The organism is Roseateles sp. GW821-FHT09H10 (genome assembly GCF_059415865.1).
The window spans coordinates 17,782-30,534 of record NZ_JBWKOB010000006.1; the positions used below are offsets into that span (position 1 = coordinate 17,782).

A 12,753-nucleotide genomic window follows, 5' to 3' on the forward strand; every position below is an offset into this window, starting at 1 on the left:
CACAAACATACTCGCCGGCCCCCGGGGCTGTCCACTGCGGCAGCCCCCTAGGACGGTGAGGCTCAGCGCGCGTAGGGGTTGCTGAACCCCAGCGCCGCCAGGATCTCGGCCTCGCGCGCCTCCATGGCCTCGGCCTCGTCGTCTTCCTCGTGGTCATAGCCCTGGGCGTGCAGGGTGCCGTGCACCAGCATGTGGGCGTAATGGTCGAGCAGCGCGATGCCCATCTCGGCCGCCTCCTTCTCCACGATCTCGGCGCAGATGACGAGGTCGGCGCCGACGACGGGCTCGTGGGCGTAGTCGAAGGTCAGCACATTGGTCGCGTAGTCCTTGCCGCGGAAGTCACGGTTCAGGGTGCGCCCCTCCTCGGCATCGACGATGCGCACGGCAATCTCGCCGGGCAGCTCCAGCGCGGCACGGATGAAGCGCTGCACCTTGTGGCGGGGCAGCACCGCCCGGTGGCGCGGGTCGGCGAATTGCAGGGACAGGCTCAGTTCAGGTTGGCTCATGCTTCACGCGCCTCACCTCAGTTCAGGTTGGCTCATGCTTCACGCGCCTCACGTTTGGCACGCGCCTCATAGGCCTCGACGATGCGCGCCACCAGCGGGTGGCGCACGACGTCGGCGCTGGTGAAGCGCGTCATCGCGATGCCCTTGACCTTGGCCAGCACATGCTCGGCATCGATGAGGCCGGACTGCACGCCGCGCGGCAGGTCGATCTGGCTGGTGTCGCCGGTGACGACGCAGCGGCTGCCGAAGCCGATGCGGGTCAGGAACATCTTCATCTGCTCGGGCGTCGTGTTCTGGGCCTCGTCGAGGATGACGAAGGCGTGGTTGAGGGTGCGGCCGCGCATGAAGGCCAGCGGCGCCACCTCCAGCTGGCCCTTCTCGAAGGCCTTGGTGACGCGGTCGAAGCCCAGCAGGTCGTAGAGGGCGTCGTACAACGGGCGCAGATAGGGATCGACCTTCTGCGTCAGGTCGCCGGGCAGGAAGCCCAGGCGCTCGCCGGCCTCGACGGCCGGGCGGGTCAGGATGATGCGCTGCACCGTCGAGCGCTCCAGCGCGTCCACCGCGCAGGCGACGGCCAGGAAGGTCTTGCCGGTGCCGGCCGGGCCGAGGCCGAGGGTGATGTCGTGCGACAGGATCTGCTGCAGATACTGGTGCTGGCGCGGCGTGCGGGCCGACAGGTCGGCGCGACGGGTGCGCAGCACCAGCGGACCGTCCTCGCCCGGTTGCGGCGCGGCCTGGGCCACCGGCGCCTTGGCTTCGACCAGGGCCAGCTGCAGGGTCTCCGCCGACAGCGGCCGCCTGGCGCGCTCGTACAGGCCCTCCAACAGGCCCTGCACGCGCTCGGCCGCCGCCTTGGCGCCGTTGACGCGGAACTCGCCATCGCGGCGCGCGATCTTCACGCCGAAGGCCGCCTCGATTTCGCGCAGATGAGCGTCCAGGCTGCCGCAGACGCGGGCCAGGCGCGTGTTGTCGACCGGTTCGAAGGAAAAGCGCAGGATCACGATGACTGGAAGGAAGTGGCCGCGGATTGTCGCCGCCCGCGTGCAAAGAGGCGCCTCTCTGGTGCATTCCCGCCCCGTGGCTGGCAGGCGCTCACGCACAATGCCGGCCCATGACGTCACCGATCGCGCCGAGGGCCTCCAGGGCTCGGCGCCTGCCCCTTTTTCTGCTGCTGTCCGCCACCCTGCTCTGCCCGGCCGCCGTCCAGGCCCAGGCACTCGCGGGGCCGGACTGGACGGCCACGGTGCGCGGCTGGGTGGCCGCCATGCTGGCCCTGATGGCCACCGTCGTCGGCCTGGTCTCCAGCCTGCACCACCGTGAGCGCCCCGCCAGCTTCCTCATCGGCATGATGCTGAGCTGGGTCGTGCTGCGCGCCGCCGCCGCGCCCGGCGCCGCGGGACTGAGGCCGCTGCTGCTGACCCTGCTGGTGCTGTGCGGCGTGCAATACCTGCTGCGGCAGATGAACTGGAAGCGCAGCTGGATCGACCATGCCCTGCTGATCCAGTGCCTGATCGTGCCGGCCAGCCTGCTGCTGACGGGCGGCCAGATCGGCATCCTCGGCTCCATCTGGCAGGCCGTGCTGAGCCTGGAACTGGTGGCCGCCATGGGCTGGGCGCTGTGGCTGCGCCGCGAGCGGCTGAAGGCCGGCGCCGACGAGGCCCAGTCGCGCGAGTTCATGCTGATGGCCGCCCTGCTGCTGCCCACCATGGCGGCACTGGTCGCCGAGCGGCTGCTGGCCGCCACCAGCGATGCCCTGTGGGCGACCGCCGCACCATGGCTGAACCTGATGCTGCCGATGCTGATGCTGGGGCTGGGACTGCAGCTGGTGAACAGCGTGGCCCATGCGCGGGTGGACGCCGAGAAGCGCATCGCCGCGATCGAGCAGCGCATGAACGAGCGCATCGCCGAGGTCGAGCGCAGCCACAGCCAGCTCGCCGAGCAGAAGCTCGAGCAGGTGACGGAGCGCGAGCGCAAGCGCATCGCAGCCGACCTGCACGACGACCTCGGCGCCAAGCTGCTGACCATCGTGCACACCAGCGAGTCCGACCGCATCTCCACGCTGGCCCGCGAGGCGCTGGAGGAGATGCGGCTGTCAGTGCGCGGCCTGACCGGCAAGCCGGTGCACCTCATCGACGCGCTGGGCGACTGGCGGGCGGAGGTCGTGATGCGGCTGGGCCAGGCGAACATCCTGGCGGAATGGAAATCGCCTGCGGACGAGATCGAGCACACCTTCCAGGCCCGCTCCTATGTGCAGACGACCCGCATCCTGCGCGAGTCCGTCTCCAACATCATCAAGCACAGCGGCGCCACCCATGCGACCATCTCCAGTGCCGTCCAGGAGGGTGATTTCATCCTGACCATCCAGGACAACGGCCAGGGCATTCCCTCCGAACTGGACGGAAGGTTGGACAGAGGCCACGGCATGGCGAGCATGAAGTCACGCGCCAAGCAGATGCATGGCCAATGCCTGGTTGAATCCGGCCCTGGCTGGGGTACTGTGATCCGTCTGACCATCCCGCTGTGATTTCGCTCTAGATTTCCGAGGCTCCCCATGAACCACATCCTGCTGCTCGAAGACATCCCGGAGATCCGCGCCTGGCTCAAGGCCCTGGTCAAGCAGGTGTTCGCCAACGCCCAGATTACCGAGTGCTCGCGCGTCCAGGACGCCCTGGCCCTGGTCAACGGCCAGCGCTTCACGCTGGCCCTGCTCGACCTGGGCCTGCCCGACGGCTCCGGCGTCGAGGTCATCGCGGCGCTGCGCGAGAAGCAGCCCGAAGTGCAGTCGGTCATCGTCACCATCCACGACGACGACGAACACCTCTTCCCCGCCCTGCAGGCCGGCGCCTTCGGCTATCTGCTGAAGGAGCAGTCGCGCGAGCTGCTGGTCGAACAGCTGCAGCGCATGAGCCAGGGCGAACCGCCGCTGTCGCCGTCCATCGCACGCAAGGTCATCGCCTATTTCGCCGCCCAGGCCAAGCCGAGCTCGCAGGCCCTGCTGCACGAGGTGTCGCTGACCGACCGCGAGACCGAAGTGCTGCTGCGCGTGGCCAAGGGCTTCACGCTGCCGGAGATCGGCGTACAGCTGGGCCTGTCGCGCCACACCATCGCCGACTATGTGAAGCAGATCTACCGCAAGCTCAATGTGAGCTCGCGCGCCGAGGCGGCGCTGGAAGCCCAGCGCCTGGGTTTGTTCGGTCGAAACTAATGGCTTGGGGATGGCCCTGTGCGCGCAGCGCGCAGCTCCGTCCCCAACAGACTTAGAGCGGCCCAGATAATCGGGCCATGATCGGAAGACTCAGCGGCGTCATTGCCGAGAAAACACCGCCGCAGGTGGTGATCGACGTGGCCGGCGTCGGCTATGAGGTTGATGTGCCCATGAGCACGTTCTTCAACCTGGGACAGCTCGGCGAGCGCGCCGTGCTGCTCACCCACCTGACCATCCGCGAAGACGCCCACCAGCTCTTCGGCTTCCTCACGCACGAGGAGCGCGCGACCTTCCGCCAGCTCATCAAGATCAGCGGCGTCGGTCCGAAGATGGCGCTGGGGCTGCTGTCCGGCCTGTCGGTGTCGGAACTCGCCCAGGCCGTGTCGCGACAGGATGCCGGCCGGCTGACCAAGGTACCGGGCATCGGCAAGAAAACGGCCGAGCGCCTGCTGCTGGAACTCAAGGGCAAGCTCGGTGCCGACTTGGCGCTGCCGGCTGCCGTCGCCAACGACGCCCAGGCGGACATCCTGCAGGCCCTGGTCGCCCTGGGTTACAGCGAAAAGGATGCCGCCGCCGCGCTGAAGGTGCTGCCGCCCGATGTTGGCGTCAGTGACGGCATCAAGCTGGCGCTGAAGAAGCTGACATGAGCATCCAAACCGACAAATTCGGCGACGACTTCGCCCCGGCGCCCCGCGTCGTCAGCGCCGCGCCCGAATCCAGCCGCGAGGAGGCGCTGGAGCGCGCCCTGCGTCCCAAGCATCTTGATGAGTACGTCGGCCAGGCCAAGGCGAGAGAGCAGCTGGAGATCTTCATCGGCGCGGCCCGCAAGCGCCGCGAAGCCCTGGACCATGTGCTGCTGTTCGGCCCACCGGGCCTCGGCAAGACGACGCTTTCGCACATCATCGCGGCCGAACTGGGCGTCAACCTGCGCCAGACCTCCGGCCCGGTGCTGGAGAAGCCCAAGGACCTGGCCGCCATCCTGACCAATCTCGAGAAGAACGACGTCCTCTTCATCGACGAGATCCATCGCTTGAGCCCCGTCGTCGAGGAAATCCTCTACCCGGCGCTGGAGGACTACCAGATCGACATCATGATCGGCGAGGGCCCGGCGGCGCGCTCCATCAAGCTGGACCTGCAGCCCTTCACGCTGGTCGGTGCGACGACGCGCGCCGGCATGCTGACCAACCCGCTGCGCGACCGCTTCGGCATCGTCGCGCGGCTGGAGTTCTACACCCCGACGGAGCTGCAGCGCATCGTGACGCGCTCGGCCGGCCTGCTCGGCGCGCCCATCGACGCCGACGGCGCATTGGAGATCGCCCGCCGCTCGCGCGGCACGCCGCGCATCGCCAACCGCCTGCTGCGCCGCGTGCGCGACTACGCCGAGGTCAAGGCCGATGGCCGCATCGTCGCCGGCATCGCCGACAAGGCCCTGGCCATGCTGGATGTCGACCCGCAGGGCTTCGACCTGATGGACCGCAAGCTGCTGGAGGCGGTGGTCCACCGCTTCGACGGCGGCCCGGTCGGCCTGGAGAACGTGGCGGCCGCCATCGGCGAGGAGGCTGGCACCATCGAGGACGTCATCGAGCCCTATCTGATCCAGCAGGGCTTCCTGCAGCGCACGCCCCGTGGCCGTGTCGCGACGCTGGCGGCCTATCGCCATCTCGGCCTGACGCCGCCCGGCGGCAAGGCCTCGCCCGACCTGTTCGGAGAGTGAGAGCGCGGCGTCTTTCGAGACGCCCATGAAAAAAGCGCCCCGCGGGGCGCTTTCTTGCATCTGGTCCCGAAGGATCAGAAGTTGTGGCGGACACCAGCAGCCAGCGAGCTGAAGTCTTGACCAGCAACGCCGGTGAAGTAGTTGCCGGCGGATTGGTTGTCGGTCTTGGTCCAGAAGCCGTAGACCTTGGTGCGCTTGCTCAGGTTGTAGTTGTAGCCAACCGTCAGCTGCTTGGCACCGTCGTTGACGTTGATGTTGTCAGCCTTGCCGAAGTTCAGGTGGAACTCGGACTGGCCCATGACGTACATGCCGGAAGCGCGCCAGACGTTCCAGTTCTTCTGGACGCCGCCGAACACGTTCTCAGCGCGCTGGACGTAGCCACCGATGACCACGGGGCCGAACTCATACAGGCCGCGGACGGCGAACTGGTTGAAGGAACCCTTCTTCTCGTAGCCGAAACCGAAGTGGGCGGGGCCCATGTCGTAGTTGACGGCGACGTCTTGAGCGCGGGTCGTGGTGTTCTCACCAGCGGCCACCGACAGCTCGGCGGAGAAGCCGGCCACGGTCGGCGTGAAGTAGGAGACCTTGTTGTTCGTGTAGAACTGGGTCGCGTACAGCGAGTCGGACGAGGTGCCCGTGTCGTGGTTGTGGTTGCTGACGTAGTCAGCGGTGGCGAAGTACGAGCCCGGGAACCACTTGCCGAGGCGGATGCCGCCGAACTGGCCTTCCAGCTGAACCCACGAAGCGCGGTTCCAGAAGGTGGTGCCGCCGGTAGCGGCGCCGGTGTCGCTGTTCACGCCGTGTTCCAGCGAGAAGGAAGCCTTCAGGCCACCGCCGAGGTCTTCGCTGCCCTTGAAGCCCAGACGCGAAGAGTTGTTTTGCACAACGATCTTGCGGTCTTGGGAGCCGAACTTCTGGCTTTCGACCGTGGTGTTCAGGCGGCCCCACAGGGTCACGCTTTGAGCGAAAGCCGGAGCGGCGGCGGTAGCGGCCAGAGCGGCGACGAGTGCAATCTTCTTCATCGTTTGCCTTTGCAGAAAGGTTGGGCGGGGCCTGCAGCCCTGCCTAGAAGGACAAGTGGCGGCCAGTATAGGAGCGGCTTTTGCCGCGCCCGAATGGAGCGACGCGTGGATGCAACAGTGGGCCTAGGGACCTTGAAAAGCCCGCCGGGCGGTTTCAGGCGGCGATGTCGTCGGCGCTCAGGCCGGCCAGATGCCGGTCATCGTTCCAGCCGACCAGGGTGAAACCCTCGGGCGTCGCGAGCAGCCGGTTGATGGTGGCATTGCCCAGTTGCCAACTGCGCGGGGCGTCCAGGGCGACCTGGGTGGCGGCCCGGTAGAGGCAGTCCAGCACGCCGCCGTGGGCGACCAGCGCGATGCTCTGGCCCGGATGGGCAGCGGCGGCGCGGCGCGCGGCGGCCAGGCAGCGCGCGCTGAAGACCGTCAGGCTCTCGCCACCACCGACAGGGAAGTCGGGCTCGCGGCGCCGCCAGCGGGCGGCATCATCGGGATAACCCTGATCAATCTCCGCCCAGCTCAGGCCCTCGAAGCGGCCGAAGGCGCGCTCGCGCAAGGCCACGTCGAAGTGAACCCCGACGCCCTGCACGCGGGCGACGGCCTCGGCGGTCTCGCGAGCGCGGCTGAGGTCGCTGGAATAGATGGCCGCCAGCGCCTCGTCGGCCAGCGCCTCGGCCAGCCTCTCGGCCTGCGCCTGGCCCAGCGTGCTCAAGGGGATGTCGGTATGCCCCTGGATGCGAGTCGCGCGATTCCAGGCGGTTTCGCCGTGGCGGATCAGGATGACGCGGGTGGCTTCTTCCAGCACTAGACGCCCCAGACGACGTCAGCTTTTTCCTTCACGCTGCGCTGCATCAGCTCGAGCAGCGGCCAGGCACGCTGGCGCAGGGACACGCCCTGGCGGCGCGGCACGGCCTCGCCGGCGGCCTTGGCGTCGTCTATGGCGCGCTGGAATTGCGCTTCATCAGCGGCCACGCCAGCTTCCAGGGCCTGGATCAGGGCTGGCAGGACGGCGGTTTCGAGGATGCCTTGAGGGGCGGGCGCACGCCCCATCAGGCGCAGCACGGCATCGGCCGAGTCGGCCATCATGATGACGTCGGCACCAGCCTTGGATTTGAAGCGGTAGAGCATGGCGGCATTGTGCGCCGCGCGGGATTCAGCCGCTCGCGAGGCCCAGCCAACCGGAGACCGGCGAGTCGACGACGTGGCGGCGTGGCCGCACGCGCTGCTCGAATTCCTCGGGCCGCAGCGGCTTGGCAAACAGATAGCCCTGGAACTCATGGCAGCCGGCCTGGGCCAGGAAGTCGCGCTGGGCTTCGGTCTCGACGCCCTCGGCGATGACCTGCAGGCCCAGGGCCCGACCCATCTGCACGATGGCGTTCGCTATGCCGACGTCGCTGGGGTCGTTGGGAAGGCCTTGCACGAAGCTGCGGTCGATCTTCAGGCGCTGGATGGGGAAGCGCTTCAGATAGCCCAGGGAGGAGTAGCCGGTGCCGAAGTCGTCGATGGACAGCGTGACGCCCAGGGCGGCCAGGGCGCGCATGCGCTTCAGCGCCTCGTCCGCGTCGCCCAGCAGCACGCCCTCGGTCAGCTCCAGTTCGAGCAGGCTGGCCGGCAGCGTGGCTTCGCGCAACGCCTCGGCCACGGTCTCGACGAAATGCGCCTGCTGGAACTGCAGGGCCGACACGTTGACGGCCACCGGCATGCGCAGGCCGCGGCTCAACCAGTAGGCGGCTTGGCCGACGGCTTCACGCAGCACCCATTCGCCGATGGCGACGACGAAGCCGCTCTCCTCAGCCAGCGGGATGAACTCGGCGGGCGAGATGTCGCCGCGCTGCGGGTCGCGCCAGCGGATCAGGGCCTCGGCGCCGATGACGCGGTCGCTGCCCAGTTCCACCTGGGGCTGGTAATGCAGGCGGAAGCGCCCCTCAGCCAGGGCCTGGCGCATGTCGTGATCCAGGCGCATGCGCGACAGCAGGTCGACTTCCTTGCGCGGCACATGGAAGCGAAAACCCGCGCGGCCGCTCTCCTTGACCCAGTGCATGGCGCGCTCGGCGCTGGCCATCAGCTCGTCGGGCGAGCCGCCGTCGCCCGGGTGCAGGGCGATGCCGCAGCTGGCCGTGACGGTGAAGCTCAGGGTGTCGAAGCTGAAGGGCTGGGCCAGCAGCTCCTGCACATGGCGGGCGGCGGCCTCGGCCTCGAACATCTGGGCGCCGTCGATCAGCAGGGCGAACTCGTCGCCCCCCAGGCGGGCCAGGGTGTCGCTGGCGCCGACGGCGCCACGCAGGCGCTCGACGACCTCGCGCAGCACGCGGTCGCCATAGCTGTGGCCCAGGGTGTCGTTGATCTGCTTGAAGCGGTCCAGGTCCAGGTGCAGCAGCGCGAAGGCCGGCGGCGGCTCACCGGTGTTGACGGCGGCCATCTGCTGCACGATGCGATCGGCCAGGGCGCGGCGGTTGGGCGCGCCGGTCAGCGCGTCGGAGCGGCCGAGCTCCTCGATGCGCTGGTGGGCCGCCAGCTTCTCGCTGAGGTCACGGAAGGAAAACACGCGGCCAATGGGCTCGCCGCGGCTCATCTGCGGCAGCGAGACCTGCTCCAACACGCGGCCGTCGGCCAGGCGCAGCATGTCGCTGGAGCGCATCAGCGGCGCGTCCAGCAGGGCCTCGATGCGCAGCCGGTATTGCTCGCCGTCGCGCATGACGCGCTGCAGGCTCAGCCACAGGCCGGCGTCGCCGGGTTCATGCAGCAGGCCGCCGGGCAGGCCCCAGAGCTTGGCAAAGCGGCGGTTGAAGCTGCGCACGCGGCCGCCCAGGTCGACGACGAGGATGCCGTCGGCGGTGGATTCGAGCGTGGCACGCAGCTCGGCCAGCAGGGTCTCGCGCTCGGCCTCGGCGCGGCGGCGGCGGGTCTGGTCATGCAGAAGCACCAGCCAGTAGCGGCCGCCTTCGGGCGTATGGATGGGGCTGATGCTGCGGCTGACCCAGCGCGGCTGGCCGTCGCTGTGCGTCAGCACGGTGTCGGAGCGGATGCGGGCGAAGGGGTCGCGAGCCGCGCCCTGCCAGAAGGCTTCGTCTTCCAGCGAACCGCACAGCGCGGCGGGCGGCTGGCCGAGGGCGCGCTCCGGCTTCAGGCCGAGCAGGCGCAGGGCGGCGCGGTTGACGACGCTGACCGTCAGGCTTTCTCCGTCCACCAGCCAGGCGGGCTCGGGAAGGCCTTCCAGCAGTGCGCCGATCACGGACGGCGCCTCCGGAACGCGGGGCAAGGCAGGAGTCGCCTCGCGACCGGCAGTCACGTGCTGAGCTCCCCTGGCCCGGTGCTGGCGGCGTCGAAGAAATAGGCGATGCGGGCGCGCGGGCTGAGGTAGTCCAGCGAGGCGCGCGGCAGGAACTGGGGCTTGAGACTGCGGCGGATGCCGAGATCGGGCATCTCTTCCAGGTTGAGGATCAACGCCTCTTCCTTCGGCACCTTGACGTCATGGACCATGACGCGGGGCTTCAGCGGCCGTGCCGAGTTGACGGACACGACGAGGGCGTAGCGGTCGTCGGTGAGTTGCACGGTGGAGCCCGGCGGGTAGACGCCCATCATGCGGATGAAGGCGTTCAGCATGGTCGCGTCGAAGCGGTTGCGGCCCTGGGCGAACATCAGCGACAGCGCCTCGTGGGGCGTCATGGCCTTGGAGGTGATCAGCGGGTTGCACAGGCCGTCGAAGCGATTCACCAGGGCGACGATGCGCGCGCCGGTGCTCATGCGGTCCATGTTGATGCGCTGCGGAAAACCGCTGCCGTCGGCGTGCTCATGGTGCTGGGCGACGATGAGCAGGGGGCCGGGCGCCAGGCCCATGGTCTGGGCGATGGCCACGCCCTTGACGACGTGCTGCTGGTAGGCCTGGGTCTCGGCGGCCGTGAAGCTCTCGTCGCGGTGGCGCAGGCGGGCGGCGACCTCGAGCTTGCCGACGTCGTGCAGCAGGGAGCCGACGCCGAGGTCCATCATCTCGTCGCGGCCGAGGCCGAAAGCGCGGCCGAGCAGCAGGGCAATGATGCAGACGTTCAGCGCATGCGCCGTGCTGCGGTCACCGGCGGCTTCGTTGAGCAGCCGCATATTCAGATCACCCTCGACCAGCATCTTGTCGAGCAGGGCGGCGGTCAGGGCCTCGGCCTGGGCACGGGCGGCGTGCGGGTCGGACTGGACCTGCTCCATGACGACGCGGAAGCCGTCGGCGGCCTCGCCGTACTGTTCCTCGCACAGGCGCAGGGCCTCCTGCTGGGCCGCCAGCGCGCGGCGATGGGCCTCGCGGGCGAGGTCTTCGGGGCTGGGTTGCGCAGGCGCGGAGGGGTCGACGGCAGGAGCGGCGCCGTCGGCATCTGCGGCCGACACCTCTTCGGAGGACTGCAGCGACAGGTCGCTCTTGGCAGGGCTCCAGCGCACCTGGGTCAGGCCCAGGCGGCGCAGGATCAGCAACTGATCACTGGACGCGATCTTGAAGCTCGACAGCGGGAAGGGATGCGACATCCAGCCGAGATCCAGATGAATGAACATCCCGACCGTCAACTGGCTGACATCGATCAGTGGATCGCTGGTTCTATCCTGCATTCGCTCAAAACCCGTGCGCCGGGCACCCTCGACTCGGCTCAAGCTCCGGCAAAAACGCCAGAGTCCCCGAGCCGGCCTCCTGCTATACGTCAAATCGGTCGAATGCGCCTGTTCCTGCCCGGGAAAAAACCCAGGCGAGGCGCAACTCGGAGCTTAGCGCCTGAACGTGACCGATTTCCCGCCGCTTAGTCGGGGCAAACGCGGAGGAATGCATACCCGAGGGCTTGCGCGAGAGGCGCCGAAGCCCTCAGCGGTGCTGGTGATGGCGGGCGATGAAGTCCCGATACCAGTGGGCGCTGTCCTTGAGCAGGCGCTGCTGGGTTTCGTAGTCGACATGGACAAGGCCGAAACGCTTGTCGTAGCCGGAGTTCCACTCGAAGTTGTCGAGCAGGCTCCAATAGAAATAGCCGCGCACGTCGGCGCCCAGGTGCATGGCCATGGACAGGGCCTGCAGATGGGCGGACAGGTAGGCGATGCGTTCGGTGTCCGGCACCCGGCCGTCGATGACGCGATCGGCGTTCGCCATGCCGTTCTCGGTGATGTACATCGGCGGCGGGTTGTACTCGCGGGCCAGACGCACCAGATGCTGGGCGAAGACCTCGGGCACGATCTCCCAGCCCATGTCGGTGAAGCCGCGCTTGCCGGGGCCCGGCACGGTCTTGCCGTCGGCGCCGAAGAGGCTGCGCGTGTAGAAGTTGATGCCCAGGAAGTCCAGCGGCTGGTGGATGCGGTCCAGGTCGCCGGCCTCGACCTGGGGCGCATCGGCGCCAACGAACTCCAGCGCATCGGCCGGATAGGCGCCGCGGAAGATGGGGTCCATATACCAGCGCACGTTGAGCCCGTCGTCGATGCGTGCGGCGCGGCGGTCGGCCTCGTTGGGCGTGGCCGGGAAGGACGGCGTGTGGTTGAGGACGATGCCGAGCTTGGTCTTGGTGACGGCGCGCATGGCGGCAATCGCGTCGCCATGGGACAGCATCAGGTGGTGGGCCACCTGCAGGCTCTCGGCGCGGCTGGTATGGCCGGGCGCGAACTGCGCCGTCTCATAGCCCAAGGTGGCCGTGCACCAGGGCTCGTTGTGCGTCGCGATGCTGGCCAGGCGGTCGCCGAAGCGGCGCGCGACCTCGGCCCCATAGTCCGCAAAGCGGCCCACGACCTCGCGGGACAGCCAGCCGCCGATGCTCTCGTCCAGGGCCTGGGGCAGGTCCCAGTGGTAGAGGGTGGCGTGAGGCTGGATGCCGGCTTCGAGCAGGGCGTCGATGAGACGGTCGTAGAAGGCAAAGCCGGCCTCATTCCAGGCGCCCTGCCCCAGCGGCTGCACGCGCGGCCAGGCGAAGCTGAAGCGATAGCAATCCAGGCCCAGGCCCTTCATCAGCGCGACGTCATCGCGGAAGCGGTGGTAGTGGTCGCAGGCGACGTCGATGTTGGAGGCGTCCTTGATGCGGCCGGGCTGGCGGCAGAAATGGTCCCAGATGGACGCGCCCTTGCCGTCCTCGAAGGCGGCGCCCTCGATCTGCGCGGCGCTGGTGGCGACTCCCCAGAGAAAGCCGGGCGGGAAGGATTGGGCGAGGGCGGCGGGGTCGATGCGGTCGAGGTTGGGAAGGCTCATGGCTGGGGCAGGAAGGGCGGGTCGAAGGCGGGGCGCCGCGAAATCGTCCGGCATCTTGCCCGATTGATGACAACGCTGTCAATTAGCTTTGATAGCGATAACGGCCGCGGGCTGGCGGC

Annotated in this window: 12 protein-coding genes; 4 read left to right on the forward strand and 8 right to left on the reverse strand. The window is 68.5% G+C overall.

What is annotated here, in order from left to right; translation table 11 throughout:
* Positions 1–62 precede the first annotated feature (62 nt).
* Together ybeY and AC07OY_RS23895 are read right to left on the reverse strand one after the other, a co-directional pair.
* On the reverse strand, positions 63–506 hold the full coding sequence (ybeY, locus tag AC07OY_RS23890; RefSeq protein ID WP_495045081.1) for an rRNA maturation RNase YbeY: 444 nt from the start codon (positions 504–506) through the stop codon (positions 63–65).
* A 32-nt stretch (positions 507–538) separates the two neighbouring features.
* A complete protein-coding gene (locus AC07OY_RS23895; protein ID WP_495045082.1) occupies positions 539–1,507 on the reverse strand; it encodes a PhoH family protein in 969 nt (322 codons plus the stop codon).
* Between the two features lie 110 nt (positions 1,508–1,617).
* On the opposite strand from AC07OY_RS23895, the gene AC07OY_RS23900 reads away from it, so the two are divergent.
* From AC07OY_RS23900 to ruvB, 4 genes are all read left to right on the forward strand, one after another.
* On the forward strand, positions 1,618–3,030 hold the full coding sequence (locus AC07OY_RS23900; protein ID WP_495045083.1) for a sensor histidine kinase: 1,413 nt from the start codon (positions 1,618–1,620) through the stop codon (positions 3,028–3,030).
* Between the two features lie 27 nt (positions 3,031–3,057).
* Positions 3,058–3,711 carry a response regulator transcription factor gene (locus AC07OY_RS23905; RefSeq protein ID WP_310273110.1) on the forward strand — a complete coding sequence of 218 codons (654 nt, stop codon included), beginning with the start codon at positions 3,058–3,060 and terminating at the stop codon, positions 3,709–3,711.
* Between the two features lie 77 nt (positions 3,712–3,788).
* Positions 3,789–4,358, forward strand: a complete 570-nt coding sequence (gene ruvA / locus AC07OY_RS23910) for a Holliday junction branch migration protein RuvA (protein ID WP_495045084.1) — start codon at positions 3,789–3,791, stop codon at positions 4,356–4,358.
* A complete protein-coding gene (gene ruvB, locus AC07OY_RS23915; RefSeq protein ID WP_495045085.1) occupies positions 4,355–5,425 on the forward strand; it encodes a Holliday junction branch migration DNA helicase RuvB in 1,071 nt (356 codons plus the stop codon). The genes ruvA and ruvB overlap by 4 nt, the downstream gene beginning before the upstream one ends.
* Positions 5,426–5,499: 74 nt before the next feature.
* Here the strand turns inward: ruvB and AC07OY_RS23920 are convergent, their stop codons facing one another.
* From AC07OY_RS23920 to AC07OY_RS23945, 6 genes are all read right to left on the reverse strand, one after another.
* On the reverse strand, positions 5,500–6,447 hold the full coding sequence (locus AC07OY_RS23920; protein WP_495045086.1) for a porin: 948 nt from the start codon (positions 6,445–6,447) through the stop codon (positions 5,500–5,502).
* Positions 6,448–6,601: 154 nt separating this feature from the next.
* Positions 6,602–7,243, reverse strand: coding sequence for a histidine phosphatase family protein (locus tag AC07OY_RS23925; protein ID WP_495045507.1), 642 nt, complete (start codon positions 7,241–7,243; stop codon positions 6,602–6,604).
* Between the two features lie 2 nt (positions 7,244–7,245).
* Entirely contained in the window at positions 7,246–7,569 is a 324-nt protein-coding gene (locus AC07OY_RS23930) for a DUF1840 domain-containing protein (RefSeq protein WP_495045087.1), read from the reverse strand.
* A gap of 25 nt (positions 7,570–7,594) precedes the next feature.
* Positions 7,595–9,673 (reverse strand): putative bifunctional diguanylate cyclase/phosphodiesterase, encoded by a 2,079-nt coding sequence (locus AC07OY_RS23935; protein ID WP_495045088.1) that lies wholly within the window; start codon positions 9,671–9,673, stop codon positions 7,595–7,597.
* A gap of 53 nt (positions 9,674–9,726) precedes the next feature.
* Complete coding sequence (locus AC07OY_RS23940; protein ID WP_495045089.1) at positions 9,727–11,028, reverse strand: cyclic di-GMP phosphodiesterase; 1,302 nt, start codon at positions 11,026–11,028, stop codon at positions 9,727–9,729.
* A gap of 247 nt (positions 11,029–11,275) precedes the next feature.
* Positions 11,276–12,634, reverse strand: a complete 1,359-nt coding sequence (locus AC07OY_RS23945) for a GH1 family beta-glucosidase (protein WP_495045090.1) — start codon at positions 12,632–12,634, stop codon at positions 11,276–11,278.
* Positions 12,635–12,753: the final 119 nt, after the last annotated feature.

What these genes read in the sequence shown, in the direction of transcription:
- ybeY (WP_495045081.1), bottom strand. Translation starts at nt 506, where the DNA reads ATGAGCCAACCTGAACTGAGCCTGTCCCTGCAATTCGCCGACCCGCGC.
- AC07OY_RS23900 (WP_495045083.1), top strand. Translation starts at nt 1,618, where the DNA reads ATGACGTCACCGATCGCGCCGAGGGCCTCCAGGGCTCGGCGCCTGCCC.
- AC07OY_RS23905 (WP_310273110.1), top strand. Translation starts at nt 3,058, where the DNA reads ATGAACCACATCCTGCTGCTCGAAGACATCCCGGAGATCCGCGCCTGG.
- ruvA (WP_495045084.1), top strand. Translation starts at nt 3,789, where the DNA reads ATGATCGGAAGACTCAGCGGCGTCATTGCCGAGAAAACACCGCCGCAG.
- ruvB (WP_495045085.1), top strand. Translation starts at nt 4,355, where the DNA reads ATGAGCATCCAAACCGACAAATTCGGCGACGACTTCGCCCCGGCGCCC.
- AC07OY_RS23920 (WP_495045086.1), bottom strand. Translation starts at nt 6,447, where the DNA reads ATGAAGAAGATTGCACTCGTCGCCGCTCTGGCCGCTACCGCCGCCGCT.
- AC07OY_RS23930 (WP_495045087.1), bottom strand. Translation starts at nt 7,569, where the DNA reads ATGCTCTACCGCTTCAAATCCAAGGCTGGTGCCGACGTCATCATGATG.
- AC07OY_RS23940 (WP_495045089.1), bottom strand. Translation starts at nt 11,028, where the DNA reads ATGCAGGATAGAACCAGCGATCCACTGATCGATGTCAGCCAGTTGACG.
- AC07OY_RS23945 (WP_495045090.1), bottom strand. Translation starts at nt 12,634, where the DNA reads ATGAGCCTTCCCAACCTCGACCGCATCGACCCCGCCGCCCTCGCCCAA.